The following is a 25,780-nucleotide window of genomic DNA, read 5'->3' as shown; positions in this document are numbered from 1 at the left end:
TCCCGGTCCGTTAAAGCCAGCAGCGGACTTTCATGTTCAACATCGATTCCAGCGAGTTCCTGCTGGTCGCCATCGTCGCGCTCGTCGTGATCGGTCCCAAGGACCTGCCCAAGGCGATGCGTGTCGTCGGCTATTGGGTGGGCAAGGCGCGCGGCGTCACGCGCCAGTTCCGCCAGGGCTTCGACAATATGGTCCGGGAGGCCGAGCTGGAGGAAATGGAAAAGCGCTGGGCCGCGGAGAATGAGCGGATCATGCGCGAACATGCCGCCGACGCGCCTCCGCATGTCGATGCCGAAGCGACGCCGCCGACGGCAACCCCGGCAGCCCTGCCGGATCACACGAGGCCCGATGCGCCGCACCGCGATCCCCAGGCGCACGACCACGGTGATGCTCAGGCGGATCACAGCGATCGGCCGGTGATGGTCGAAAAACCGGTCGTTTCGCCTGCGCCCATGGGCGAGCATCCCTCGCGCGGGACCGAGGGGGCAGCATCGTGAGCGACCAGGACGATATCGACGCCAGCCGCGCACCCTTGCTGGAGCATCTGATCGAGCTGCGTCGGCGGCTGCTGTACTGCATCATCGCGGTAGGGCTGGCCTTTGGCGTGTCGATGTATTTTTCGGAGTCGATCTTCGGCTTCCTGGCCAAGCCGCTGCTGCGCGCCGGGCAGGGGACCTTGGTCTATACCCAGATTTTCGAGGCGTTCTTTGTTCAGGTGAAGGTGTCGTTCTTCGCCGCGATGATGATCTCCTTCCCGGTGATCGCCAACCAGCTGTGGCAGTTCGTCGCGCCGGGCCTGTACCGTAAGGAAAAGAAGGCGCTGCTGCCCTTCCTGCTGGCGACGCCCGTGCTGTTCCTGATGGGCGCGGCGATGGCCTATTACATCGCCATCCCGATGGCGCTGCACTTCCTGCTGGGCTTTGACGGGATGGTCGGCGGGGTGAAGCGAGAGGCGCTGCCCGCGATCGGCAATTACCTGTCCTTCGTGATGCAGTTCCTGTTCGCCTTCGGCCTGGCCTTCCTGCTGCCGGTGCTGCTGATGCTGCTGGAGCGGGCGGGGATCGTCACCCGCAAACAGCTGATCGGCGCGCGGCGCTATGCCATCGTCGCGGCGACGGCCGTGGCGGCGGTGCTGACCCCGCCGGACCTGATGTCGCAGGTGCTGCTCGCGGTGCCGCTCATCATTCTCTACGAGCTGGCGATCATCGGCATCTGGTTCACCGAAAGGGCGCGGTCGAAGCAGGCGACGGCTGCGGAAGAGGATGCCGACGCGGTGGCGTGATCGGGTCGGGTTCGGGAGTGTGAGGGGTCTCGGTGAAAGCCGGGACCCTTTTTTGTTGGGCGGAGGAATGGGACGTGGCCTTCGACTTCGCTCAGGCTGAACGGACCGAGAAAAATGGGTCAAAGCCCAGCAGCCGTTCAGCCTGAGCGAAGTCGAAGGCCAAGGGCGGAATTACCCATATGGGGGGCCTTAACGCCCGCGATCGGGCGAAAGCATATCATCCGCCCGACGGCTAAAGCAGAATGACATGAAGCTGCCCCACCCCGCCCCAAAACAAAAAGGACCCCGACGGAAGCCCGCCGGAGCCCTTTTGCAAAGTCAGCCGGGTGAAAGGCTTACTTGGACTTGTCGGCCGTCTTGGCGACGGTGTTGCCTGCCGAGCTGACGTCCTTGCCCACGCCTTCCACGGTGTTGCACGCGCTGACCATCAGCGCACCGGCGACGATTGCCAGACCCATGAGCTTACGCATTCTCAGTCTCCTCGATGAATTCCGTTGCCGATCAATGCGTCAGGCGTGCAATCGTTCCGCCTCTGTTACGGACGCTGTGCCAGATATCGGGAGATGGGGCGGTGGCCCTGAAAAGGATTAAGGCCTGGAAGCGTCACCGGGGGGGGAGGGTGGACGCTTCCAGGCCTATGACTTGGACAGCGAGAGCGGGGGGGCATAAGTTCGCTATCCGAAGATCAAAACACGCTGCTGGGGCAGGGGTTCCCGCCTTTTTGACGAGCGCCGATCTTTTTTTCAATAAAGTCAGTCGCGCCCGACAATGGGGATGGCGATCTCATAGGCGCCGACCAGCGGATCGTGATGCAGCGGCGCACGAAGCTGCCGTGCCAGCCCCTCCATGACCCGGCCATAGCGCTTGCCGATCAGGTGGCGGAGTTGGTCCGTCTCGACCAGCGCACGGGTGACGACTCGGACGACCGCGCGGCCTTCCTGTTCGGCTGGCTTGATCGCCACGCGGATCTGCGCGGCCGGATCGCAGTTCATCGCCAGCTCGATCGTCTCGGTGACGAGGAAAGCGACGGCGACCGCCACGTCCTGGTTGACCAACAGGGGGGCGACGTCGAGCGAGATACCGATTCCCGCGGCATTTTCCGGCGCGGTGGCGCGGATATTGGCGGCCAGTTCGCCGATCATCGTGCGCAGGTTCAGCCCGCGATTTTCCTCCAGCTCGGCGAAATGGTGGCGGTGGACGACCGCCAGCGCATCGACCCGGCGCTGGATCGAGGAATAGGCGGCCATCGCCTCCGGCCCCGTCGCGCCGCGCGCATGGAAGTTGATGAGGCTGGAGATGACCTGCAGGTTGTTCTTGACGCGGTGATGGACCTCACGGGTCAGCTTGGTCTGGCGCACCAGCCCTTCGGCCAGACCGGCCTCGTGGGTGGCGACGGTACGGGTGATCGCCTCGAACGTGTCGGCCAGGTCGCGGATTTCCTGCGCGGGCGCGGCCTCGACCCCGGAAATGTCGAGAACCTCGCCCGGTTGATAGGTCGCGACGATCGCGCGCAATCGGCGCAGCGGGCGGATCAGCAGCCGGTCGACGATGAACCAGCCCAGCACCACGGCGGCCAGCCACATCAGCAGCGGCAGCGCGAGCGCCACGATCAGCGACGACGTGATCGGCGCGCTCGGCGTGGAGGTGCGCAGGACCAGGCCGGCAATGCCCAGCTCGGTCCGCATCGACTTTCTCCGCTCCAGCGCACCCTGACGCGAAAGCTGCTTGATAGGCAGCAGCTCGCCGTCCAGTTCCAGCACCGATTCAATCGGACTGGTCGGGTTGCTCTGGTCGACCAGCGACTCAAGGAACGGCAGGGGGAAGAAAGCGCGGGCCTGGGCGCGGCCGTCCTGGCTGGCGACCGACAGCACCAGTCCTTTGCCGGGCAGGATGTCGGCCCCGATCGGCGATCCGTCGACCTGGGTCGGCAATGCCGCAGGCAGCGGATCGCCGCACAGGACCTTGCCCGCGCGGCTGGTGATGAGGAAGCGCGCGCCGGTCATCGATTGCTGTGCGAACACGCCTTGGGCGCGCGCGCAGCTTGGCATGTCGAGCGGAGCCTGGCCCATGGCGCGGACGGCGACGCGCAGCGCCGTCATGTCGCCCATCAGCTCGGTGGCGATGGCACGCGCATCTTCGTTCGCCGCGATCCGCAACCGGCCGCTTGCCTCGCTGTCCGCAAGCCTGGTGGTCTGGAGCGTCGCGAATACCGCGATGGCCGCCAGAATGAGCAGGGTGCTGCCCAGCACGAGGACGAGCTTCGCGCCCGTGGCGAGACGGGGCGGAGCGGGGCGAAGGCGCTCGGGCGCCTCGATATCTTGGGGAGGGGTGCTGGCCATTCAGCCGGACGTTCAGTCCAGCTTGCTGAGAAGGTCAAGCATCTCGGCAGGAACCTGCTCGTCAACCGTCTTCTGATACGCCTGGCGAAGGGCCGAGCCCGCATCTTTCTGACCGCCCTTTGGGGGCGTTTCGGATGGCGTGTTCTTCGTCTTGTTGCCCAAACTCAAAATATCCCCCTGCACGACCCACTAGCGGGGCAACCGACGCAATGGCGGCCATGGGCACTGCCGGTTGGCGTCATGCCTGGGCCATAGTTGATGTGGCGATGAAACCAAATTCGATCTTGTTGGTTCCCGATGCGATACGAAAAAACCAGAGGGGACGTCCAGAGGGCGTGTCTGACGGAGATTTCGGGAAACGGCATTGAAAACATGCGCGGGGGTCAGCACATCAGGCACCCGCGAATACTTCAGGGAGTGATTATTACCCATGTCGCTTGGACAGCAGCTTGCGCCCCATCTTCCCTTCCTGCGGCGCTATGGCCGAGCCCTGACCGGCAGCCAGATGCACGGCGACAAATATGTCCGCGCCACGCTGGAGGCGATCGTCGCGGCCCCGGACCAGTTTCCGCGCGACGTCGATCCCCGCCTGGGGCTGTACCGCATGTTCCAGGGCATCTGGTCGTCGGCCAATTATGACGAGCTGGACAATGACGGTATCGATGCCGACGGCAATGAAGGTGTGGCGCGCGCGCGCCTGGCCCGGATGACGCCGCTATCGCGCCAGGCGCTGCTGCTGACCGCGATGGAGGGCTTCACGCCCGAGGACGCCGCCTATCTGATCGACGTTGAGCCGAGCGAGGTCGAGAATCTCGTGTCAGAGGCGCTGGCCGAGATCGAGAAGCAGACCCGCGCCCGCGTGCTCATCATCGAGGACGAGCCGATCATCGCGATGGATATCGAGACGATCGTCCGCGACCTGGGCCATGAAGTTACCGGCGTCGCGGTGACTCGTGACGAGGCCGTGGCGCTGGCCATGGAGGATCGGCCCGGCCTGGTGCTGGCCGACATCCAGCTGGCCGATGACAGTTCGGGCATCGATGCGGTCAAGGACATCCTGGCCGAGTTCGAGGTTCCGGTGATCTTCATCACCGCCTTCCCCGAGCGACTGCTGACCGGCGAGCGACCGGAGCCGACCTTCCTGATCACCAAGCCGTTCCAGCGGTCGACCGTGAAGGCCGCGATCAGCCAGGCGCTGTTCTTCGACCAGAGCACCGTTCCGGCCGAATAAGAAAGACCTACGGTTACGGACCCAAAACGGTTGAGAGGCGTTGAGGCAGACATGGCTGATTCCAATGAACCCATTCATGTCGCCAAAGAGGATGCCAGGGCAGGGTCGACGCCGCATGTGACGCGGTACATCCTGCCCATCTCGCTGGTGCTCGTGATCGCGATCTTCGCCTTTCTGGTGCTGCGCTGACACGGGGCTTTGCGATTAGCCTTTTGGGACGGCTGGCTATTTTTGGGTCGGCCCCTTATGTTTCGAAATGGTCGCAAGGGCGGCCGTTTCCGATGATCGGATTTTCATGACGCAGCCACTGACGCGGGACGAATTCGAGGACGACGCACCTGAGGCGCCCGTCGAGCACGTCGCGCTGCCAGATTCCGAATTCAAGGCGGAGCTGGCGCGCGTGATCCCCCATCTGCGCGCCTTTGGCCGCTCGCTTTCAGGCAGCCGCGATCTGGCCGACGATCTGGTGCAGGAAACGCTGTTGAAGGCGTGGGCCGCGCGCCAGCGATTTCAGGCGGGTACGAACATGCGTGCCTGGACTTTCATCATCCTGCGCAACCTGTATCTGTCGCAGATGCGTCGCGCGCGCTTCAAGGGCGAGTGGGACGATCTGGTCGCCGACCGCATCCTGGCGGCCCCGGCCAGCCAGGATCGCCATGTCGAGCTGGGCGATATGCAGCGCGCGCTGATGCACTTGCCGCAGCCGCAGCGCGAGGCGTTGATCCTGGTCGGTGCGGGCGGCTTTGCCTATGAGGAAGCGGCCGAAATCTGCAACGTCGCGGTCGGCACGATCAAGAGCCGCGTGGCGCGCGGCCGTGTCGCGCTGGAGACGATCCTGAACGAAGGCTCGTTGCCGTCACGGCGTCTGCATGAAACCGACAGCAGCAAGACTGCGCTTGACACGATCATGGGGGATGTCGACCAGTTGAGCGGCGGGCGATAAGCGCCTTTACTTCCGAGCGTTAAAAGATTGCCGCCCCGGTTCTGATCGGGGCGGCTTTTTTATTGCGGGATTGCTCGGCTTGACAGTGATTGCGAGACCTTGTCCGATCCGGTTATGCGCGTGCTCTCTTTGATCCTCTCCGCCTTTCTGCTGACGGCGGCCACGCCGCCGGTTCCGGAGATCCTGAAGCCTTATATCAAGGGTGATCGTTTCGATCCGGGCGATTATAAATGGATGAAGGGGCGCTTCCAGGACGCGACTGCCGAGGAAAAGGCGCAGGACAAGCAGGTCCGGGACTGGTTGATGGCGTGTTATACGCAAGGTTTGGCGGAAACGCGGGCCGAACTGCGTGCGCTTGGTATCGTCGATCCTCTGCTGAAAGAAGCGCCGGTGGAAGATGCGCTCTGCTCGCAGGTGGCCGCTGCTCCCCATGCATCACATTGGGCAAGCTTTTCCGCTTTCCAACAGTCCCTCGAAACGGCCGTGCCGATCGCAGACACCTATTTGATGGCGGTGGGGGCGGCCAAACAGATCAGCGCGTCGAAGACGGAAAAGCTTCATGACCTGCTGATGGCGCGTCCGGTGGGCGAGCAGATGCTGCGCTATGCCGGTGACTGGAGGCCCGACGGCTTGGTAAAGGCCCCAGCCGTCCCCGAACCGGTCGGTGCCATCATTCGGTCGCGTCTCATGGCGGCTGGGATGGTCGAAGACCATGAGAACACCGAATGGCTCAAGCAAATAGTTGCAAAGCAGGGCTGGCCCAAACGATCGGAGGTCGGCGACGACGCAGCGGGCGAGGCTTGGCTGCTGGTTCAGCATGCGGATGCCGACCCGGCGTTCCAACTCACCGTGCTGCGCGCGATGGAACCGCTTCTAACGAATGGCGACGTGTCCAAGACGGACTATGCCTATCTTTATGATCGCGTGATGCTGAAGATCACCGGTAAGCAGCGTTATGGGACGCAAGCAATGTGTGACAATGGCAAACGCGTGTCCCAGCCGCTGGAAGATGAGAAAAGGGTGGATCGATTGCGCGCGGAGGTAGGTCTTGCGCCTGTGGCGGAGTATCTCGGCGGAATGGACAAAAGCTACGGACGCTGCCCGCCCGGCCAAAGGTTGTAGTCGATCAGGACCGTCGATCCAGCCGCGCCAGCAACCGCACCCAATGGTCCGGCAACCGCACCGGCCGGGAATAGGCCGAGCGGAGCGCGCCGCCAATATCGTCCGTGCGCTGCGGCGCGCGGACGATACGGATATCGCGGGTTCCAGATTCGGTGCTCATCATGACAACACAACCGATCGGCGCTTGACAAGTTGCAAATCATCTGATGCGCATTTGTTAACTGGATCGAAAGTGTTTCTTTCGCCACGACCCGCAGGGTAGAAGCGGGGTATGAGCAGCCTGTCCCTGTCCGCCTTGCCCGATGCCGTCGCCCGCGCACGTCGGCATTCGTCCTTTCTGGCGATGCTGCTCGACCGGGAGCCGGACATAGAGGCGGGCGCGCTGGCGGGCGAATTGCTCGCGCCGCCCGCTACGGCCGAGGATCTGCCGGTCGGCACCCGATTGCGCCGCGAGCGGCGCGCGCTGGCGCTGACCGTTGCGTTGGGCGACCTGTCCGGGCTTTACGACCTGACCGAGGTGACGCACCGGCTGACCGATTTCGCCGACCGATCCCTCGACCGCGCGATCCGCGCCGCGATCGAGGAACGGACGCCGGGTGCCGAGCCGGTCGGTTTCGCCGCCATCGCGCTGGGCAAGCAGGGCAGTCGCGAACTCAATTATTCTTCCGATATCGACCCGATCCTGATCTTCGATCCGCAGACGCTTCCCCGCCGCCCGCGCGAGGAGCCGGAGGATGCGGCGGTGCGGATCGGCAAGCGGGTGGTCGAGCTGCTCCAGGCGCGCGACGGCGAGGGCTATGTGCTGCGCGTCGACCTGCGTCTGCGGCCCTCGCCCGAGGCGACGCCGATCGCGATTCCCGTGGAGGGGGCGATCGCCTATTATGAGAGCCAGGCGCTGACGTGGGAGCGGGCGGCGTTCATCCGGGCGCGGGCGGCGGCGGGTGATCTGGCGCTGGGCCAGCGTTTCCTCGACGCGATCCGCCCGTTCGTCTGGCGGCGCGCGCTCGATTTCGGTGCGGTCGGCGAGATCCGCGACCTGACGCGGCGCATCCGCGATCATCATGCGCAGGGGCAGGCGATGGGGCCGGGCTATGACTTGAAACGCGGGCGCGGCGGCATTCGCGAGATCGAGTTCTTCGCGCAGATCCACCAGCTGATCCATGGTGGCCGTGACCCCGCGCTACGGGCACCCGCCACCCGCGACGCGCTGGCGACGCTGGCCGAGGCCGGGCGGATCGATGCAGGGCAGGCGGCGGCGCTGACCGATGCCTATGTCCTGCTGCGCACGATCGAGCACCGGGTCCAGATGATCGACGACCGCCAGACCCATCAGCTGCCGTTGGGCGAAGGGCTGGGCCGGGTGGCGCAACTCCACGGACTGGCGGATGGCGAGGCGCTGATCGGCATGCTGGCCCCCGTCACCGAAAGGGTCGGGCGCTTCTATGACGCGCTCGATGCCGATGAGCGACCGCGCCTGCCGCATGATCCGGTCCTGCTCAACGAGCGGCTGGCGGCGGCGGGGCTGCACGATATCGAGGCGGCGGCGCGGCGGATCGCGGCATGGCGTGGCGGCGACTATGCCGCGCTGCGTAGCCCGGCGGCGCGCGAGGCACTGGACGCGGTGCTGCCCACTTTGGTCGAGGCGCTGGCCGAGGCTCCCGATCCCGATGCCGCGATCCTGAAGCTCGATTCGCTGTTCGAGCGGATGACCAGCGCGATCAACATCTTCCGCCTGCTGGAGGCGCGGCCGGGCCTGGCCAGCCTGACGGTGGCGATCCTCAGCCATGCTGCGCCGCTGGCGGCCGAGCTGGCGCGGCGGCCTGCTTTGCTCGACGGGCTGATCGACGCCTCCGCCTTCGATCCGTTGCCCGCCGTCCCATTGCTGGAACATGCGATGCGCGGCGGCGAAACGGGGCAGGATTATCAGGACCGGCTGGATCATGTCCGCCGCGTCGTCGGCGAGCTGCGCTTTGCCCTGGGCGCGCAGATCGTCGCGGGGCGGGCCGATCCGCTGGAGGTGGCGGGCGGCTATGCGCGCGTCGCCGAGGCGGCGGTGGATGTGCTGGCGCAGGCGACGGTCCACGAATTCGTCGCGGCGCATGGCCGGGTGCCGGGCAGCGAGCTGGTGATCCTGGCACTGGGCCGGATGGGCGGCGCAGCGCTGACCCATGCGTCGGACCTCGACCTCGTCTATCTGTTCACTGGTGATTTCGCGGGCGAGTCCGATGGGGCGAAGCCTTTGGGGGCGACGCTTTACTATAACCGCCTCGCGCAGCGGGTGACGGCGGCCTTGTCGGTGCCGACCCAGGCGGGGCCGCTCTATCCGGTCGACACGCGGCTGCGGCCGTCCGGCACGCAGGGGCCTTTGGTCGTCTCGGTCGAGAGTTTCGCGCGATATCAACGCGAAGACGCCTGGACCTGGGAGCATATGGCATTGACCCGCGCCCGGCCGATCTTCGGCTCGGCAAGCGCACGGGCGGAGGTGGCGGCGATCGTCGCGGATGTGCTCAATGGCAACCGACCCGATCGCGATGTCGCGACCGAGGCGGGCGATATGCGGGCCGAAATGGCGCGGCACAAACCGCCGCAGGGACCGCTCGACGTCAAGCTGCTGCCCGGCGGGCTGGTCGACCTGGAGTTCGCGGTGCATCGGGCGCAGTTGATCCACCGCGCGGGCTTCGACCCCGATCTTGGGCAAGCGATCGGTGCGCTGGTGGCGGAGGAGCTGATGCCGCCGTCCATGGCGCGGGCGCATGACGTGCTGACCCGCGCGCTGGTGTCCTTCCGCCTGCTGGTGCCCGACGGGCAGGAGCCGCCCGAGCCGACCCGCCCGCTGATCGCGCGCGCCATGGGCCTGCCCGACTGGGCGACGGTGGTTGCCACGCTGGAGGCGACACGGCAGGAGGTCGCCCGAGTCTGGCATGGAGATGGTAATGCAGCAGGGTGATGCAATTCCGGCGGTGACGGTCACGACCGCGAACGACGAAAAGCTGGCGCTGGGCGATCTGGCCGGGCCGCTGGTCGTCTATTTCTATCCCAAGGACGACACCAGCGGCTGCACGCGCGAGGCGCAGGACTTCACCGCGCTGGCCGGGGATTTTGAGAGCGCTGGCGTGCGGGTGATCGGCATCTCCAAGGACAGCCCGGCCAGGCATCGCAAGTTCAGCGAAAAATACACGCTGGCGGTCGAACTGGTCAGCGACGAGGACGGCGCGGCCTGCGAGGCGTTCGGCGTCTGGGGTGAGAAGAAGCTCTACGGCAAGACCTATATGGGCATCGAGCGGGCGACCTTCCTGTTCGGCCGCGATGGGACGCTCGTGCAGAGCTGGCGCAAGGTGAAGGTGCCCGGCCATGCCGAGGCCGTGCTGGAGGCGGCGCGCGCGCTTTGACGACGATCGCCCAAGCCTGCGCGGGCGTTCTGCGCGAAAGCGATCCGCTGGCCAAGGTGCGGGCCGCGCGGGCGGTGGCGCGCGGTTGGCGGCGGGGCGTGTTGGCGCATGACTTCGACGTCGCGATGCCCGATGCGCCAGGGCGGCCCGATCGACCCGAGCTGCTGCCGCCCAACCGTATGCCCAAGCGCGGGCGCGGCGGATCGGAGAAGGGGCGGATCGCGCTGCTCCATGCGCTGGCCCATATCGAGTTCGCGGCGATCGACCTGGCCTTCGACGCGGCGGGGCGCTTCGGCGGGCAGTTTCCGCGCACCTTTGTCGACGACTGGATTTCGGTCGGCGCGGATGAGGCGATGCACTTTGCCGTCCTGCATCGCCGGTTGAAGACGCTGGGTTCTGGGTATGGCGAATTGCCCGCCCATGCGGGCCTGTGGGAAGCGGCGGAGGAAACCGCGCATGACGCCATGGCGCGGCTGGCGGTCGTGCCGATGGTGCTGGAGGCCAGGGGCCTCGACGTGACGCCGGAAACGGTCGCACGCTTTCGGGCCGGGGGCGACGAGGTGTCGGCGCGCATCCTCAACCGCATCTATACCGACGAGATCCGGCATGTCGGATTCGGCGCGAAATGGTTCGGCTATCTGGCCGCCGGGCACGACATCGAGCCTGCCGAACACTGGCGGATGCTGGTCCGCCGCCATTTTCGCGGGGTCGTTAAGCCACCGTTCAACGTTTCGGCGCGCGATACAGCCGGTTTGACGCGTGATTTCTATGCGCCCCTTGCGGACGAGGAACCCATAAAGGCACAAGCTGACCGTCTGTAACGCGGTGGGGCTGCGACACAGCATAGGATGAACGAAGCCGGGCTTTTCCGACTGCGGGATCGTTCGGCGACAAGGGTTCGGGGTTCGATGAATCAACTGGCACTCTCGGGTAAATCGATTGCATCGCGCGTCCGATCCGTTTTCCTCACTGCATTGACGATCGGCCTGTCGGGCCAGATGGCATTGGCCCATTCGGCACCCGCCGCCGCTCCGGCCCATGGCGCGCCCAAGGCGGTCGGGGGCGAGTTCATCCCCGCCAACAGCGCCGAAGCCTCGGCCGACCTGCGCACCGACCAGCAGTTCCGCACCCTGTTCCAGACCTGGAAGAAGATGGACGCCCGCCCGAACGGCGTCATCGCCATCCCCTCGGTCCATCCTGTCGAAAAGCTCCAGTTCACCAGCAATTTCGGCATCCGCTCCGACCCGTTCCGTGGCACCGCCGCGATGCATGCCGGGGTCGATATTCCGGGGCCTGTCGGCACCCCGATCTATGCAACCGCCGACGGTATCGTCGACCATGCCAGCTGGCAGGGCGGCTATGGCAACATGGTCGAGATCAACCATGGCAAGGGCATCGCGACCCGTTACGGCCACCTTTCGAAGATCCTGGTCGCCGATGGCGCCCGCGTGACGCGCGGCCAGCTGATCGCGCTGATGGGCTCGACCGGGCGTTCGACCGGCTCGCACCTGCATTACGAAGTCCGCATGGACGGCCATGCCGTCAATCCCGTGCCCTTCCTGACCACCGGCGATTATCTGACCGCGTCGCAGGATCATGCGATCCACCAGATCCCGGTTTCCTCCGACGGCCCCGCCGCGCAGGACTGACAAATATTCCTCCCCGGCATGGGGAGGGGGACCGCTCGAAGAGCGGTGGAGGGGGATTGCGGCCAGAGGCATCCCGTGGAGAGGCCCCCCTCCGTCAGACCTCCGGTCTGCCACCTCCCCGTGCCGGGGAGGATTTAGTGGGATTGCCCCACTCGCTCCTCGCGCCTATCTCACCCCCATGGCCACCAGCATTTCCGAAATCGCGCTGACCCCGGCCGCCGCGGCGCGTGTCGCGACGATCGCCGAGCGGCAGAACAAGCCCGCCATCCTGCGTCTGTCGGTCGAAGGCGGCGGCTGTTCGGGCTTCCAGTACAAGTTCGGCCTGGCCGATGCACCGGCCGACGATGATGCGGTGACCCGAACCGATGGCGTCACGCTGGTCGTCGACAGCATCAGCCTGGACCTCGTCCGGGGGGCGCAGGTCGATTATGTCGAATCGCTGGGCGGCGCGGCGTTTCAGGTGAAGAACCCCAACGCGGCCTCGGGCTGCGGCTGCGGCACCAGCTTCTCGGTCTGACGTGAAGATCACCACGTACAACGTCAACGGGATCAAGGCCCGACTGCCCCGGCTGCTCGAATATCTGGCCGAGGCCGATGCGGATATCGTTTGTCTCCAGGAGCTGAAGGCCAGCGACGAAACCTTCCCGATCCAGGATATCGAAGCGGCCGGGTACGGCGCGGTCTGGCACGGTCAGAAGAGCTGGAACGGCGTCGCGGTGCTCGCGCGTGGTGCCCAGCCGGTCGAGCGGCAGCGCGGGCTGGCTGGCGAGGATGAGGACGACCATAGCCGCTATCTCGAATGCGAGGTCAACGGTCTGGTCGTCGCCTCGCTCTATCTGCCCAACGGCAATCCGCAGCCGGGGCCGAAATTCGATTATAAGCTGCGCTGGATGGAGCGGCTGGCGGCGCGCGCCCGCGCATTGCTGGCCGAGGAAGTGCCTGCCGTGCTGGCCGGGGATTACAATGTCATCCCGAATGACGACGACACCTTCTCCGTCCCGGCCATGGCGAGCGATGCGCTGATGCAGCCGGAGAGCCGTCAGGCCTATCGTCGGTTGCTGGCGCAAGGGTGGACGGATTCGCTGCGGACGCGCGCGCCCAAGGGCGGGGTGTGGACCTTCTGGGACTATCAGGCCGGGTCGTGGCAGCGTGATGCGGGCTTTCGGATCGACCATCTCCTGCTCAGCCCGCAGGCCGCCGACCGGCTGGTCGATGCAGGCGTCGACAAGAGTTATCGCGGGCGCGAAAAGGCGAGTGACCACGCCCCGACCTGGGTGAAGTTGCAGGATTGATAATTCCTCCCCGGCACGGGGAGGGGGGCCGCCGCGAAGCGGTGGTGGAGGGGGATCGCGACATAGGCTATCCCATGGGGAAGCCCCCCCTCCGTCAGGCCTTTGGCCTGCCACCTCCCCGTGCCGGGGAGGATTTACTAAACAGAGATCGTTCATGCGCCGTGCCGCTTCCCTGTTGATCCTCACTTTGTCGCTGGCCGCGTGCCAACAGAATAGCCGCGCCGACGACCGGCTCGCCGATGCCGATGCGCAGGAACGGGCGCGGCAGGAGAAGATCGCCCAGGACATGGTCGCGCAGACCCAGGATCAGGTGCGGGTGAAGATGCTGGAGCAGCGTGTGGCCGCGCTCGAGGCGCAGGTGGCGGCGATGCAGGGGGATCGCAAGCTGCTGGACGCGCAACTGGTCGAGCAGAGGCTGAACCAGATCGAGGCGGGGCGAGTGGGGGCGGGCGATCCGGCCCCTGCGGCGACGCCGACGCCCACAGCGACGCGTGCCCAGGGTCGTACACCAGCTCCGACCGAAAAATCGTCCCAGCCGCCGCCCGTGCGCAAGCCGCTGGTCCTGGACCTGCGATAGCGGCGCGGGCGGCGTGGGGTTACGCCCCGGCACGGTGGCCGGGGCATCGCCAAAGGCTTACTTCTTCAGGTGCGCCGAGATGAACTTGTTCATCTCGAACATGGTGCACTTGTCCTTGCCGAACACCTTCTTCAGCTTGTCGTCGGCCAGGATTTCCCGCTTGTTCTCGGGGTTCTGCAGGTTGTTGGCCTTGATATAGTCCCACACCTTGCTGATGACCTGGCTGCGCGGCAGCTTCTCGTTGCCGACGATCGCGCCCAGTTCCTCGGACGGCTGGACCGGGGCGTGGATGCCGGTGCCCGTGGTTGCGGTGGCCATGTTATTCCTTCCTATAATCCTTCAGCATCCCAGCCCGTTGGCGGGACGCGCGTGAATCACGCTTTCTTCAGCGCGTCCGCCTTGTGCGCTGCCTTTCCGCCATTGTCACTCTCTACTATGTATTGCGGCTCATCCTTCGACGCACGGACCGTGTGCCCCTTGATCTCGGTGTCGCTGGTCTGCTTCTTCACGACCTTGCCCTCGGCCGTGCCGCCATGGCTGTTCCATTCGACATGGTCGCCCTTTTTGAACTCGGTCATCGTCGCTCTCCCATCCTGTTGAGCGCCATCAATCCGCCGGGCCGTTCGTTGGTTGCACATGCCGTCGCATCGGGGCATCAGGGCGGCCAGCCAAGGAGACAGGAACCCATGAAAACCCGCGCCGCCGTCGCCTTCGAGGCCAAGAAGCCGCTCGAAATCGTCGAACTCGATCTGGAAGGCCCCAAGGCGGGCGAGGTCCTGGTCGAGATCATGGCGACCGGCATCTGCCACACCGACGCCTATACGCTCGACGGCTTCGACAGCGAGGGGATATTCCCCAGCGTGCTGGGCCATGAAGGCTGCGGCATCGTACGCGAGGTCGGCGCGGGCGTCACATCCGTGGTGCCGGGCGACCATGTCATTCCGCTCTACACGCCGGAATGCCGCCAGTGTAAGTCGTGCCTGTCGGGCAAGACGAACCTGTGTACCGCGATCCGCGCGACGCAAGGCAAGGGGCTGATGCCCGACGGCACGACCCGGTTCAGCTACAAGGGGCAGCCGATCTTCCATTATATGGGCTGCTCGACCTTCTCGAACTTCACCGTCCTCCCTGAGATCGCGGTCGCCAAGATCCGCGAGGACGCGCCGTTCGACACCAGCTGCTATATCGGCTGCGGCGTGACGACGGGCGTCGGCGCGGTGGTCAACACCGCCAAGGTGCAGCCGGGCGAGAATATCGTCGTCTTCGGTCTGGGCGGTATCGGCCTGAACGTCATCCAGGGCGCCAAGCTGGCGGGGGCGGGCCGGATCATCGGCGTCGACATCAACCCGGATCGCGAGGAATGGGGCCGTCGTTTCGGTATGACCCACTTCCTCAACTCCAAGGGGCTGAGCCGTGAGGAGACGATCGCCAAGATCCTCGAACTCACCGATGGCGGCGCGGATTACAGCTTCGACGCGACCGGCAATACCGAGGTGATGCGCACCGCGCTGGAATCCTGCCACCGGGGCTGGGGCACTTCGATCATCATCGGCGTGGCCGAGGCGGGCAAGGAAATCAGCACGCGGCCGTTCCAGCTGGTGACGGGCCGCAACTGGCGCGGCACCGCGTTCGGCGGCGCGCGCGGGCGGACCGACACGCCCAAGATCGTCGACTGGTATATGAACGGCAAGATCGAGATCGACCCGATGATCACCCACCGACTGACGCTGGAGGAGATCAACAAGGGCTTCGACCTGATGCATGCGGGCGAAAGCATCCGCAGCGTGGTGATCTTCTGATGTTCAGCCATGTCATGCTGGGGGCCGACGACATCGATGCGGCCAAGCGCTTTTACGACGCGATTCTGGGCGTGCTGGGCGCGCCCGAGGGCGTGGTCGATCCGCTCGGACGGCTGGTCTACAGCTATAAGGGCGCACGTTTCCTGATCTCGAAGCCGATCGATGGAAAGCCCGCGACCTATGCCAATGGCGCAACGCTGGGCTTTGCGATAGACTCGCCGGAGCAGGCCGATGCCTGGCACGCGGCGGGGCTGGCGAATGGCGGCACCGCGATCGAGAACCCGCCGGGTATCCGCGACGTGCCGGTGGGCAAGGTCTATCTCGCCTATCTGCGCGATCCGACCGGCAACAAGCTCTGCGCACGGCATCTGGTGGAGGCGAACTGATGTATACGCATGTCATGGTCGGATCGAACGACATCGCGCGGTCCAAGGCATTTTACGACGCGCTGTTCGGCGCGCTGGGCGGCCAGCCGGGGATGCAGGCCCCCGGTGCCGAGCGCGTCATGTATCTGCATAATGGCGCGGTCTTCATCGTGACCCGCCCTATCGACGGCCAGCCGGCCACCCATGCCAATGGCGGCACGATCGGTCTGGGTGCGGCGGACCCCGCTCAGGTCGAGGCCGCCCATGCGGCGGGCGTCGCCAATGGCGGCACGGCGGTCGAAGCACCGCTGGGCGAGCGCCAGACCGGCCTGGGCCCGGCCTATCTGGGTTATCTGCGCGATCCCGATGGCAACAAGCTGTGCCTGGGCTGTCGCCTGCCCGCACCGGCGGCGTGAGCGACAGCGGCTATATCCTGACGCTGGCGTGTCAGGACCGGGTCGGCATCGTCGCCGCCGTGTCGGGCGCGCTGGCGGGGATCGACGGCTTCATCCTCGACAGCCAGCAATATGCCGATCTGGAGACGGGGCGCTTCTTCCTGCGCATCGTCTTCACCGGGCAGGGAAATCGTTTCCCCGCCTCGGTCGAGGAGGTGAGGGCGGCACTGGCCGAACCGGCGGCGCGCTTCGGTTTCGACTGGCATGTCGCGCCCGCCGCCGAGCGACCCCGGATGCTGCTCGCGGTGTCGAAGGGTTCGCATTGCCTGAACGACCTGCTGCATCGCTGGCGGACCAACACCCTGCCGGTCGAGATCGTCGGGGTCGTGTCCAATCACGACAGCCTTCGCCCGCTGGTCGACTGGCACGGCCTGCCCTGGCATCATCTGCCGGTCGACAACAGCAACCGCGCCGAACAGGAAGCGGCGATGCTCGACCTGATGGAGAGCACCCGCGCTGATTACCTCGTCCTCGCCCGTTATATGCAGGTGCTGGGCGAGCGGCTGGTCGCCGCTCTGCCGGGGCGGTGCATCAACATCCATCACAGCTTCCTGCCCGGCTTCAAGGGCGCGCAGCCCTATCATCGCGCGCACGCCCGCGGCGTGAAGCTGATCGGCGCGACCGCGCATTTCGTGACCGCCGACCTGGACGAAGGGCCGATCATCGAACAGGCGGTCGAGCGGGTCGATCACCGCGCCAGTATCGACGACCTGATCCGCATCGGCCGCGATATCGAGGCGCAGGTGCTGGCCCGCGCGGTCGCCTGGGTGGGTGAGCGGCGGGTCTTCCTCAATGACAACCGGACGGTGGTGTTCCGATGACGATCGAGACGATTTCGACCTCCAAGGCACATGGCGGCGTGCAGGGCGTATACGCGCACGACAGCGCGGCGACCGGCACGCGCATGACCTTTTCGGTCTTCGTGCCGGAGCATGAGGAAGGCGAGAAGCTGCCCGTCCTCTGGTATCTGTCGGGCCTGACCTGCACCCATGCCAATGTCACCGACAAGGGCGAGTTTCGTGGGCCTTGTGCCGAGCATCGGGTGATCTTCATCGCGCCGGACACCTCGCCGCGCGGCGACGGGGTGGCGAACGACGATGCCTATGACATGGGGCAGGGTGCGGGCTTCTATGTCGATGCGACCGAAGAACCCTGGGCAAAGCATTTCCAGATGCGGACCTATATCGAGCAGGAACTGCCCGCGCTGATCGCCGCGCATTTGCCCATGGCCGATATGGACGCGCAAGCGATCACCGGCCATTCGATGGGGGGCCACGGCGCGCTGACCATCGGGCTGCGCAACCCGGACCGCTTCCGCAGCGTGTCGGCCTTCGCCCCCATCGTCGCGCCATCCCGGGTGCCGTGGGGCGAGAAGGCACTGGGCGGCTATCTGGGCTCCGACCGTGCCGCATGGCGACGGGCCGATGCCGTCGCGCTGATCGAGGACGGCGCGCGGGTGCCCGACCTGCTGGTTGACCAAGGCGATGCCGACCAGTTCCTGATCGAGCAGTTGCGCCCCGAATTGTTGGCCGAGGCGTGTAAGAAGGCGGGGATCGCCCTGACGCTGCGGATGCAACCGGGTTACGACCACAGCTACAACTTCATCTCCACCTTGATGGCCGACCATGTCGCCTGGGCGGCGGAGCGGCTGCGCGGATAATTCCTTCCCGCGGAGCCAAGCATCCCCCCTTCCGTTCAGCCTGAGCGTAGCCGAGGACCACGCCACATCGCCTGAATCCGGGCGGATTCCCTTGGCCTTCGACTACGCTCAGGCTGAACGGATTCATGTGACATGGGTTACGGGAATGCGAGTTTTGCACCCCGGCCATCGTTCCGCTATCGCACCGGCTTTGATGTGAAGGACATGATATGAGCTGCGCCCATGGCGACCCGGAGGACGGCGACCTGATCGGTCAGGACGGCAAGATCGTCGTTCCCGATCATGTCGCCGAGGCCATTCGCACGCTGATCGCCTGGGCCGGGGACGACCCTACACGCGAGGGGCTGGTCGACACCCCCAAGCGCGTAGCGCGGGCATGGCGCGAATATTGCGCGGGCTATGGCGACGACCCGGCCGTCCACCTGTCGCGGGTGTTCGAGGAGGTCGGCGGCTATGACGAGATCGTGCTGCTGAAGGACATCCCCTTCCAGTCGCATTGCGAGCATCATATGGCACCGATCATGGGCCGCGCGCACATCGCCTATCTGCCGCGCAACCATGTCGTCGGTATCTCCAAGCTCGCCCGCGTGCTGCATGGTTTCGCGCGTCGCTTGCAGGTGCAGGAACGGCTGACCGCCGAGGTCGCCGACTGCATCTGGGAAAACCTGAAGCCGCTGGGCGTCGCGGTGGTGATCGAGGCGACGCATGGATGCATGACCTCGCGCGGGGTGCGCACGCCGGGCGTGTCGATGGTGACGAGCCGGATGATGGGCGTGTTCCGCGACGACGATCGCAGCCGCAAGGAAGTGCTGTCGCTGATGGGCATGGCCGGATGACCAGGCGCACCGTGCTGGTGACCGGGGCGGCCAGGCGGCTGGGCGCGAGCATCGCCCGGCGGCTGGCGGCGGACGGGCATCGGCCGGTGATCCACTATAGCGGCTCGGGCGAGGATGCGGCGGCGCTGGCGACGGAGCTGGACGCGCCGATGGTGCAGGGCGACCTGTCACGGATCGACGCGATTGACGCGGTGTTCGCCCGTGCGCGGGCGGCGGCGGGTGGCCCGATCGACGGGCTGGTCAACAGCGCTTCGGCCTTCGAGTTCGACCGGCCGCCGGAGACGGATGCGGGCCTGATGGCCAAGCTCTACGCGATCAACGCCGCCGCGCCCGCCTTGCTCGCCTCGGCCTTGGCGCGGCAGGACGATGTCACGGACGGCGCGGTGGTCGATATCCTCGACCAGAAGCTCGCCAATCCCAATCCCGACTTCTTCGCCTATAGCTGCGCCAAATTCGCACTGGCGGGCGCGAACACGATGCTGGCCCAGGCGCTTGCCCCCCGCATCGCGGTGAATGCCGTCGCCCCCGGCCTGACCCTGCAAAGCGGGGACCAGAGCGACGCCGAGTTTGCCGAGGCCGCAACAAAGAACCTGCTTGGCCGACCGATCGGCGCGGAGGCGGTGGCCGAGGCGGTGTCGTTCCTGCTGAGCGCGCGGGGGCTTCGCGGACAGACCCTGTATGTCGATTGCGGCCAGCGTTTCTGCCGCCGCGACGGCGATGTGATGTTCGAGGGACGGGCATGACGGCGACCTATCGAATCCTGCTCGACGAGATGACGGTGGCGATGCATCTGGGCATCTATCCGCATGAAGTCGCGCCCCAGCCGGTCAGCCTGTCGGTCGCGATGACCGTCACCTATCCCGCCGCGCCCAGTGCCGACCGGATCGAGGAAGTGCTGGACTATGACTTCCTGCGCGAAGGCATATTGGCGATGGCGCGCGGCCCCGGTTTTGCCTTGCAGGAAAGCCTGTGCGAGGCGGTCGCGGCACTATGCCTCGCCGATCCCCGCGTGACTTCGGTGACGGTGCGATCGACCAAGACCGACATCTATCCCGACGCCCGGATCGGTTGCGAGATCGAGCGGAGCCGCTGACGCTGAACGGCTTGTCACGATAATATCACGCTGCTGTCATCAATCTGTTGCGGAAGGGGCCGGAGCCGTCCTAAGTCGCCGCCGAAAACAGGGCGGAACAGCATGGCGATCAAGTGGATACCCCAGCGGGCCGGTGCCGGGTTCGCCGCCGCGACGATGCTCGCGACCTGTCCGTCCCCCGCCGCCGCCCAGACGGTGCAGGAATTGCAGCGTCAGATCGACGAGCTGAAGGCGCAGATCAAGCTGCTTACCGATGCGCAAAAGGGCACGACGGCTGCCGTTCCAACGGCGCCTGTCACCCCATCCACTCCGCCGGTCGTGGCATTGGCACCTGTCTCGCGCGCGCCCGCCCCGGCCCCTGCACCGCAGCGGGTGGCCAGCGCGCCCAAGCCGGTATCGTCACGGACGCCCTGGTATGAGCGGTTGCGCCTGCGCGGCTATACGCAGCTTCGCTACAACGCCCTGCTCGACAGCGAGGACGCGCCGGGGACCAACGGTTCGCGCCTGCGCTCGGTCCACGATGCGTCGATCAACGATGATGGCGGCTTCCTGCTGCGCCGTGTCCGGCTGGTGCTGCAAGGCGATATCACCGACCGGCTGCAACTCTATTTCCAGCACGACTTCGGCGCGGCGGTGAACAACCAGTCCAGCACCGAGCGGCGCGAGAATTTCGGTCAGTTGCGCGACGTCTATGCCGACTGGTTCCTCGACCCCGAACGCCGCCTGCGCCTGCGCTTCGGCCAGTCCAAGGTGCCGTTCGGCTGGGAGAACCTGCAATCCTCGTCCAACCGCCTGCCGCTCGATCGGTCGGATGCGATCAACAGCGGCGTGCCGGGCGAGCGCGATGTCGGGATTAACGTCTATTATACGCCCGCGCCCGTCCAGGCGATCTGGGATCGGCTGACCAAGAACAAGCAGAAGCTGTTCGGCAATTATGGTGCCTTTGGTCTGGCCGTCTATAACGGGCAGGGGACCAACCGGACCGAGCGGACCGACAATCTGATGAAGGTCGCCATGGCCACCTGGCCCTTCGCGCTGGACGGGCTGGGGCCGTTGTTCCGGGATCAGGTGCTGGAGATCGGCGGATCGGCGATGTTCAACCGCTTCCGGCCCGAGCTGCGCAGCGGCGGGGTCAGCCCGGTCGACTATCGCGACGATCGCGTCGCCGTCCACGCTATCCTCTATCCGCAGCCCTTCGGGATACAGACCGAATGGACGACCGGCTGGGGGCCGCAATATGACAGCGCATCGGCGACGATCCGTTCCAGCCGTCTGGGCGGCGGCTATGTCCAGCTGATGGCGAATGTAGGCCAGACGCCGGTCGGCCGCGCCATCCCCTATGTCCGGTGGCAGCATTATCGCGGCGGGTGGAAGGCCAATGTCGATGCCCCCCGGCTGGAAACCGACGAGTGGGAACTCGGCGCCGAGATCCAGCTGGTCGAGGCGCTGGAACTGACGATCGCCTATGCCCGGATGGAACGGCGCGAGGCGGATGCACGGCGGACGGGCCGCGCGACCGGCGACCTGATCCGCACCCAGCTGCAATTCACATATTGAGCCTTATCGATAGTATATGCGCCTTCCTTCCCCTCCCCTTCAGGGGAGGGGGCAGGGGGTGGGGCGCTTCCGTAAGCGCGGCGTTCGTGGAGAGGCCCCACCCCAACCCCTCCCCTGAAGGGGAGGGGCTTACGCTGATTCCATGTGACGTCATCCCGCTCTGGGGAGGGGGCCGCAGGGATGTCGATCCGCCCGACGCGTCAACCACCGCCCCTGGTGGTGAAGTCGATCCGTATACGGACCCATTCGCCGATCATCTCCTTGCCGTTGACGCGTGGTGCCCGGACGCGGAACTGCCAGGCGGCCTCGCGCATCGAGCGGGCCAGCCCGGAGCCGACGGGCGACTCGCCCAGGATCTGGCAATTCTCGACGCGGTAGCCGGGGATGGTGCGGCACGCGATCAACGCCCAGCCGCCATCGGGGGCGGGGCCGCGCAAATAGCCGTTCAACTCGGCATTGCTCGGGCGGCGCGGGAACCATTCCGCATTGTAGAGCCGCCGACCGCCCGGCCCCTCGCCAGGGCCATAGGCCGATGCGCTGTCCTCGCCCCGGTCGTCGCCCTTGCTCGACCCGACACCCTTGCCTTCGCCCTTGGGCAGGGCGGCGATATCGCCTGCGTCGAACAAAGACTTGTCCCCCCATTGCCACGGCGTCGGCGCGGAGGTGTCGGCCTTCTTCTCGGGCTGCGGGACAGGGGTGTCGGCACGCTTCTCCGAGACCGGGGCCTTGGAGCCGCCTGCCGCGGCGGGCTTGCGCGTCGCCGTGCGGGTCTTGGGCACCGGCGCGCCCGACTCCTTGTCATCCGGTGACACGGAGAAGGTGTTGAGGACCGAGGATTTCTCCGGGTCGATCAGCTTGGGCGCCAGATGGAACAGCAGCCATGCCAGCAACAGGTGCGCCAGCACGGTGAGCGTGATCGAGGCCCCCCGTTCGCGCAGTTTCTCACGGTAGCGCTCGGGGATGAACGACCAGCGCGAGGACGGAGGGACGACCGCGCTCATGATGGACATATCATCGGCCGGGACACCCCTCCGTCAGACCTTCGGTCTGCCACCTCCCCTTGCAGGGGAGGAAGGAACGACGCTTTCATGGCGCGTCGTCTTAGCCGAGAAGGACGGGGCGCATCAGGCCCGGTTGGCGGCGGAGAGCACCGCCCGGACGCTGGCGGTGGCGATGTCGGTGTCCAGCCCCACGCCGAACACGACCCGCCCATCCGGGGTCCGCGCCTCGACATAGGCGGCGGCCTGAGCGTCCGCGCCGTGACCGATGGCGTGTTCGTTATAGTCGATGACTTCCAGGTTCGGACCCGTGGTGTCGGCGAGTGCCGCGATCACGCTGGAGATCAGGCCGTTGCCGCGACCCGAGATCGACCGTTCCTCGCCATCCACCTGCACGCGGCCGATAAAGGTCCGCTGGCCGGTCGAGCCGCTTTCCTCATAGTCGCGCAGCACGAAACGGTCGCCCTCGCGCGGCAGATAGGTCGCCTCGAACCCGCGCCAGATGTCCGCGGCGTTGAGTTCGCGGCTGGTCGCGTCGGCCATCGCCTGGACATGGCGGCTGAAATCGGCCTGGAGCCGCTTGGGAAGCTTCAGCCCCTTGTCCTGCTCGATCACCCAGGCGACGCCACCCTTGCCCGACTGCGAATTGACGCGGATGACCGCTTCGTAGCTGCGGCCCAGATCGGCGGGATCGATGGGGAGGTAGGGGACTTCCCACAGATCGTCGTTGCGCTGGCCCTGGGCGGCGAAGCCCTTCTTGATCGCGTCCTGATGGCTGCCCGAAAAGGCGGTGAAGACCAGATCGCCCGCATAGGGGGTGCGCGGGTGGACGGGCAGGTTGGTGCAGTAATTGACCGTGTTCACCACCTCGTCGATGTCCGACAGGTCGAGCTTGGGGTCGACGCCTTGGGTGTACATGTTGAGCGCGACGGTCACGAGATCGCAATTGCCGGTCCGCTCGCCATTGCCGAGCAGGCAGCCCTCGACCCGGTCGGCCCCCGCCATGACGCCCAGCTCGGCGGCGGCGACGCCGGTGCCCCGGTCGTTATGGGTGTGGAGCGAGATGACCACGGAGTCGCGGTTCGGAATGTTGCGGCCGAACCATTCGATCTGGTCGGCATAGACATTGGGCGTCGCGCACTCGACCGTCGCGGGCAGGTTCAGGATCAGCGGATGGTCGGGCGTCGGCTTCAGCACGTCCATGACCGCGGCGCAGACCTCGACCGAGAAATCCAGCTCGGCGGTCGAGAAGGTCTCCGGGCTATATTCGAAGAACCAGTCGGTGTTCGGGCGCTTGGCCGCCTCGTCGCGCAGGATCTTGGCGCCCTCGACCGCGATCCTGCGGACCTCGTCGCGGGTCATGCCGAACACGATCTTGCGCCACGCCGGGCTGACTGCGTTGTAGAGATGGACGATCGCGGTGCGCGCGCCCTCCAGGCTTTCGAAGCTGCGCTCGATCAGGTCGCGGCGCGACTGGGTGAGGACCTGGATCGTCACGTCGTCGGGAATGCGGTCGTCGCGGATCAGGCCGGAGATGAAGTCGAACTCGGTCGCGCCCGCACTCGGGAAGCCGACCTCGATCTCCTTCAGCCCGACCTTGACCAGCAGGTCGAACATCCGCGTCTTCTTCTCGGCGTCCATCGGGTCGATCAGCGCCTGGTTGCCGTCACGCAGATCGGTCGACAGCCAGCGCGGCGCCTTCGTGATCGTACGGTTCGGCCATTGCCGGTCGGGCAGGGCGATGGTGGGGAAGGGGCGGTATTTGGTCGAGGGATCGCGTAACATGATCGGGTCTTCCAGCATTCTCGGCCGCGTCAGGCCAGGGCGCGGCGGGGACAGGCTTATCGTTTCATTCCGCCCTTAGGGAAGTCGCGCATGGCCACGCCGATCCTCCCCTAAGGGCGGATAAGTCGAAGCGAACGGAGCAGCAGCGCGGCGATCATGATGGAGCGGTTCATGCCGCGTCGGGGCGGGCTTGTCCATATCCCGCCGCACCGCGTGAACGCTTTGTTAAAGCGCCACCCGCCATCGACGGCAGCGAAGACCGGCAGGTGTGCCGGGCAGCGGGATACACCGATGTTGCGTCAACTCGTCTATATCAGCAGTGTGAAGGGGCCGGCGGTGGCCATCGACCCCGAGACGATCCTGATCGCATCGCGCCGCAACAATGCGCAGGCGGGCATTACCGGGCTGCTCTATTTCGACGGGCGGCGCTTCCTTCAGGCGCTGGAGGGTGAGGCCGAGGCGGTCGAGCGCCTGTATCGCCATATCGCGGCGGACCCGCGGCATCACGCGCTGGTCGTCCTGTCGGATCGCCATGTCGAGGCGCGCGAGTTCGGTGACTGGGCGATGGGCTATGCGATCAAGGGCGAGGACAAGGCCGCATTGATCGAGCGGATCGCCAGGCTGGCAGCGTCGGCCGCGCCGGAGGTTCGTGCGACGTTCGAGAGTTTCGCCGGATTGAAGCGACTCTTCTGATCCGACCCCGGCCACCCCTGGAATCGGGCGACCGGGGTCAGGCAATGACCGCTTACTGGGCGGTGAAGGCGGCGTTGATCGTCAGGTCGACTTCGTCACCGACGACCGGGACATAGGCACCGACGCCGAAGTCCGAACGCTTGATCTTGGACGTGGCGCGGAAACCGATGTTCAGCTTCTTCGACATCGGGTTGGTGCCCGCGCCGAAGAAGGTCGCGTTCAGCGTGACCGGCTTGGTCTGGTCCTTGATGGTCAGGTTGCCGGTGATGACCGCCTTGGTCCCCATCACCTTCACGCCCGTCGAGACGAAGCGCGCGGTCGGATAGGTCGCGGCATCGAAGAAGTCCTTCGACTTCAGGTGGTTCGCGAACGGCGCGGCGGTGACCGACAGGTCGTTGATCTTGAAGGTGACGTCGACCTTGGCGGCCTGTGGGCGGGCCGGGTCGATGGTCAGCGTGCCTTCCGACGCGCCGAACTGTCCCTCCAGCATCGAGAAGCCCATATGGTTCAGCGACCAGGTGACCTGGGTATGGGCGGGGTCGACGGCATAGGTGCCCGCGACGACGCGCGAGGCGACCGGAGCACCCGGCTGGGTCTGGGCGATGGCGGGGGCGGCGAGGACGAGCGCCAGAGCGGCGGGGATGGCGAAACGCATGGGTAGACTCCCTGTTGGACGTTGGCCTTTGTGGGCCGTGCGGTGAACGCACGTCAAAGG

General features: G+C 66.1%; 32 protein-coding genes. 23 read left to right on the top strand and 9 right to left on the bottom strand.

All coding sequences use genetic code 11. From position 1 onward, the window contains the following. Positions 1-32: 32 nt before the first annotated feature. Positions 33-497, top strand: coding sequence for a Sec-independent protein translocase protein TatB (tatB, locus tag BSZ14_RS04440; protein ID WP_076709969.1), 465 nt, complete (start codon positions 33-35; stop codon positions 495-497). Continuing rightward, positions 494-1,282, top strand: a complete 789-nt coding sequence (gene tatC / locus BSZ14_RS04435) for a twin-arginine translocase subunit TatC (RefSeq protein ID WP_076709968.1) — start codon at positions 494-496, stop codon at positions 1,280-1,282. The genes tatB and tatC overlap by 4 nt, the downstream gene beginning before the upstream one ends. 335 nt (positions 1,283-1,617) lie before the next feature. Here tatC and BSZ14_RS04430 read toward each other — a convergent pair whose 3' ends face one another. From BSZ14_RS04430 to BSZ14_RS19580, 3 genes are all read right to left on the bottom strand, one after another. After that, on the bottom strand, positions 1,618-1,752 hold the full coding sequence (locus BSZ14_RS04430; RefSeq protein WP_042489972.1) for an entericidin A/B family lipoprotein: 135 nt from the start codon (positions 1,750-1,752) through the stop codon (positions 1,618-1,620). A gap of 282 nt (positions 1,753-2,034) precedes the next feature. Further along, positions 2,035-3,531: a sensor histidine kinase gene (locus BSZ14_RS04425; protein WP_338012070.1), complete on the bottom strand. Its 1,497-nt coding sequence runs from the start codon at positions 3,529-3,531 to the stop codon at positions 2,035-2,037. A gap of 102 nt (positions 3,532-3,633) precedes the next feature. Continuing rightward, entirely contained in the window at positions 3,634-3,783 is a 150-nt protein-coding gene (locus tag BSZ14_RS19580) for a NepR family anti-sigma factor (RefSeq protein WP_158069170.1), read from the bottom strand. Positions 3,784-4,051: 268 nt separating this feature from the next. Between BSZ14_RS19580 and BSZ14_RS04420 the strand changes: the two genes are divergently transcribed. The 4 genes from BSZ14_RS04420 to BSZ14_RS04410 all read left to right on the top strand — a co-directional run bounded on the left by BSZ14_RS04420 (position 4,052) and on the right by BSZ14_RS04410 (position 6,917). Beyond that, the gene (locus BSZ14_RS04420; RefSeq protein WP_076709966.1) at positions 4,052-4,852 is read left to right on the top strand and encodes a response regulator; all 801 of its coding nucleotides are present in this window, start codon (positions 4,052-4,054) and stop codon (positions 4,850-4,852) included. A gap of 51 nt (positions 4,853-4,903) precedes the next feature. Continuing rightward, positions 4,904-5,041 (top strand): hypothetical protein, encoded by a 138-nt coding sequence (locus BSZ14_RS19850; protein ID WP_042489965.1) that lies wholly within the window; start codon positions 4,904-4,906, stop codon positions 5,039-5,041. Positions 5,042-5,147: 106 nt separating this feature from the next. After that, the gene (locus BSZ14_RS04415; RefSeq protein ID WP_042490011.1) at positions 5,148-5,795 is read left to right on the top strand and encodes a sigma-70 family RNA polymerase sigma factor; all 648 of its coding nucleotides are present in this window, start codon (positions 5,148-5,150) and stop codon (positions 5,793-5,795) included. Between the two features lie 99 nt (positions 5,796-5,894). Continuing rightward, positions 5,895-6,917 (top strand): DUF6624 domain-containing protein, encoded by a 1,023-nt coding sequence (locus BSZ14_RS04410; RefSeq protein WP_139330313.1) that lies wholly within the window; start codon positions 5,895-5,897, stop codon positions 6,915-6,917. Positions 6,918-6,921: 4 nt separating this feature from the next. On the opposite strand, the gene BSZ14_RS19575 is transcribed toward BSZ14_RS04410, so the two are convergent. After that, entirely contained in the window at positions 6,922-7,077 is a 156-nt protein-coding gene (locus BSZ14_RS19575) for a hypothetical protein (protein WP_206744327.1), read from the bottom strand. Positions 7,078-7,188: 111 nt separating this feature from the next. Between BSZ14_RS19575 and BSZ14_RS04405 the strand changes: the two genes are divergently transcribed. The 7 genes from BSZ14_RS04405 (at position 7,189) to BSZ14_RS19115 (ending at position 13,824) form a co-directional block, all read left to right on the top strand. Then, positions 7,189-9,864, top strand: coding sequence for a bifunctional [glutamine synthetase] adenylyltransferase/[glutamine synthetase]-adenylyl-L-tyrosine phosphorylase (locus BSZ14_RS04405; RefSeq protein ID WP_076709964.1), 2,676 nt, complete (start codon positions 7,189-7,191; stop codon positions 9,862-9,864). Beyond that, positions 9,851-10,306, top strand: a complete 456-nt coding sequence (locus tag BSZ14_RS04400) for a peroxiredoxin (protein WP_042489960.1) — start codon at positions 9,851-9,853, stop codon at positions 10,304-10,306. Before BSZ14_RS04405 ends, BSZ14_RS04400 begins: the two co-directional genes overlap by 14 nt. After that, positions 10,303-11,127 carry a ferritin-like domain-containing protein gene (locus BSZ14_RS04395; RefSeq protein ID WP_042489959.1) on the top strand — a complete coding sequence of 275 codons (825 nt, stop codon included), beginning with the start codon at positions 10,303-10,305 and terminating at the stop codon, positions 11,125-11,127. Before BSZ14_RS04400 ends, BSZ14_RS04395 begins: the two co-directional genes overlap by 4 nt. 153 nt (positions 11,128-11,280) lie before the next feature. Continuing rightward, positions 11,281-11,955 carry a M23 family metallopeptidase gene (locus BSZ14_RS04390; RefSeq protein WP_409663381.1) on the top strand — a complete coding sequence of 225 codons (675 nt, stop codon included), beginning with the start codon at positions 11,281-11,283 and terminating at the stop codon, positions 11,953-11,955. 178 nt (positions 11,956-12,133) lie between these two features. Next, positions 12,134-12,472 carry an iron-sulfur cluster insertion protein ErpA gene (erpA, locus tag BSZ14_RS04385; protein ID WP_042489957.1) on the top strand — a complete coding sequence of 113 codons (339 nt, stop codon included), beginning with the start codon at positions 12,134-12,136 and terminating at the stop codon, positions 12,470-12,472. A gap of 1 nt (position 12,473) precedes the next feature. Beyond that, on the top strand, positions 12,474-13,247 hold the full coding sequence (gene xth, locus BSZ14_RS04380; protein ID WP_076709963.1) for an exodeoxyribonuclease III: 774 nt from the start codon (positions 12,474-12,476) through the stop codon (positions 13,245-13,247). A 154-nt stretch (positions 13,248-13,401) separates the two neighbouring features. Continuing rightward, on the top strand, positions 13,402-13,824 hold the full coding sequence (locus tag BSZ14_RS19115; RefSeq protein WP_076709962.1) for a hypothetical protein: 423 nt from the start codon (positions 13,402-13,404) through the stop codon (positions 13,822-13,824). 57 nt (positions 13,825-13,881) lie between these two features. Here the strand turns inward: BSZ14_RS19115 and BSZ14_RS04370 are convergent, their stop codons facing one another. Together BSZ14_RS04370 and BSZ14_RS04365 are read right to left on the bottom strand one after the other, a co-directional pair. After that, on the bottom strand, positions 13,882-14,142 hold the full coding sequence (locus BSZ14_RS04370) for an SWIB/MDM2 domain-containing protein (RefSeq protein WP_007405135.1): 261 nt from the start codon (positions 14,140-14,142) through the stop codon (positions 13,882-13,884). A gap of 56 nt (positions 14,143-14,198) precedes the next feature. Then, a complete protein-coding gene (locus tag BSZ14_RS04365) occupies positions 14,199-14,402 on the bottom strand; it encodes a hypervirulence associated TUDOR domain-containing protein (RefSeq protein ID WP_058744903.1) in 204 nt (67 codons plus the stop codon). 108 nt (positions 14,403-14,510) lie between these two features. Between BSZ14_RS04365 and BSZ14_RS04360 the strand changes: the two genes are divergently transcribed. The 9 genes from BSZ14_RS04360 (at position 14,511) to BSZ14_RS04320 (ending at position 21,589) form a co-directional block, all read left to right on the top strand. Then, on the top strand, positions 14,511-15,623 hold the full coding sequence (locus tag BSZ14_RS04360) for an S-(hydroxymethyl)glutathione dehydrogenase/class III alcohol dehydrogenase (protein WP_076709961.1): 1,113 nt from the start codon (positions 14,511-14,513) through the stop codon (positions 15,621-15,623). Beyond that, positions 15,623-16,009 (top strand): VOC family protein, encoded by a 387-nt coding sequence (locus tag BSZ14_RS04355; RefSeq protein ID WP_076709960.1) that lies wholly within the window; start codon positions 15,623-15,625, stop codon positions 16,007-16,009. Before BSZ14_RS04360 ends, BSZ14_RS04355 begins: the two co-directional genes overlap by 1 nt. Beyond that, the gene (locus BSZ14_RS04350; protein ID WP_076709959.1) at positions 16,009-16,404 is read left to right on the top strand and encodes a VOC family protein; all 396 of its coding nucleotides are present in this window, start codon (positions 16,009-16,011) and stop codon (positions 16,402-16,404) included. Before BSZ14_RS04355 ends, BSZ14_RS04350 begins: the two co-directional genes overlap by 1 nt. Before the next feature lie 14 nt (positions 16,405-16,418). Continuing rightward, on the top strand, positions 16,419-17,264 hold the full coding sequence (purU, locus tag BSZ14_RS04345) for a formyltetrahydrofolate deformylase (protein ID WP_076709997.1): 846 nt from the start codon (positions 16,419-16,421) through the stop codon (positions 17,262-17,264). After that, entirely contained in the window at positions 17,261-18,103 is an 843-nt protein-coding gene (gene fghA, locus BSZ14_RS04340; protein WP_076709958.1) for an S-formylglutathione hydrolase, read from the top strand. Before purU ends, fghA begins: the two co-directional genes overlap by 4 nt. 209 nt (positions 18,104-18,312) lie before the next feature. Further along, complete coding sequence (gene folE, locus BSZ14_RS04335) at positions 18,313-18,939, top strand: GTP cyclohydrolase I FolE (protein WP_042489942.1); 627 nt, start codon at positions 18,313-18,315, stop codon at positions 18,937-18,939. After that, entirely contained in the window at positions 18,936-19,682 is a 747-nt protein-coding gene (locus tag BSZ14_RS04330; protein WP_076709957.1) for an SDR family oxidoreductase, read from the top strand. Before folE ends, BSZ14_RS04330 begins: the two co-directional genes overlap by 4 nt. Continuing rightward, positions 19,679-20,032, top strand: a complete 354-nt coding sequence (locus tag BSZ14_RS04325) for a dihydroneopterin aldolase (RefSeq protein WP_076709956.1) — start codon at positions 19,679-19,681, stop codon at positions 20,030-20,032. Before BSZ14_RS04330 ends, BSZ14_RS04325 begins: the two co-directional genes overlap by 4 nt. Before the next feature lie 102 nt (positions 20,033-20,134). Further along, a complete protein-coding gene (locus BSZ14_RS04320) occupies positions 20,135-21,589 on the top strand; it encodes a porin (protein WP_076709955.1) in 1,455 nt (484 codons plus the stop codon). A gap of 200 nt (positions 21,590-21,789) precedes the next feature. Here BSZ14_RS04320 and BSZ14_RS04315 read toward each other — a convergent pair whose 3' ends face one another. Together BSZ14_RS04315 and leuA are read right to left on the bottom strand one after the other, a co-directional pair. Then, positions 21,790-22,590 carry a hypothetical protein gene (locus BSZ14_RS04315; protein ID WP_139330310.1) on the bottom strand — a complete coding sequence of 267 codons (801 nt, stop codon included), beginning with the start codon at positions 22,588-22,590 and terminating at the stop codon, positions 21,790-21,792. 123 nt (positions 22,591-22,713) lie between these two features. Beyond that, positions 22,714-24,372, bottom strand: coding sequence for a 2-isopropylmalate synthase (gene leuA, locus BSZ14_RS04310; protein ID WP_076709954.1), 1,659 nt, complete (start codon positions 24,370-24,372; stop codon positions 22,714-22,716). Between the two features lie 291 nt (positions 24,373-24,663). On the opposite strand from leuA, the gene BSZ14_RS04305 reads away from it, so the two are divergent. Further along, the gene (locus tag BSZ14_RS04305; protein ID WP_241823630.1) at positions 24,664-25,065 is read left to right on the top strand and encodes a BLUF domain-containing protein; all 402 of its coding nucleotides are present in this window, start codon (positions 24,664-24,666) and stop codon (positions 25,063-25,065) included. Positions 25,066-25,117: 52 nt separating this feature from the next. Here BSZ14_RS04305 and BSZ14_RS04300 read toward each other — a convergent pair whose 3' ends face one another. Beyond that, entirely contained in the window at positions 25,118-25,720 is a 603-nt protein-coding gene (locus BSZ14_RS04300; RefSeq protein WP_042489897.1) for a YceI family protein, read from the bottom strand. Positions 25,721-25,780 lie beyond the last annotated feature (60 nt).

Source organism: Sphingomonas sp. Sph1(2015), assembly GCF_001970915.1.
Classification (GTDB): Bacteria; Pseudomonadota; Alphaproteobacteria; order Sphingomonadales; family Sphingomonadaceae; genus Sphingomonas; species Sphingomonas parapaucimobilis.
The sequence above is the reverse complement of the archived record's forward strand: the minus strand, read 5'-3'. Positions and strand labels throughout refer to the sequence as shown.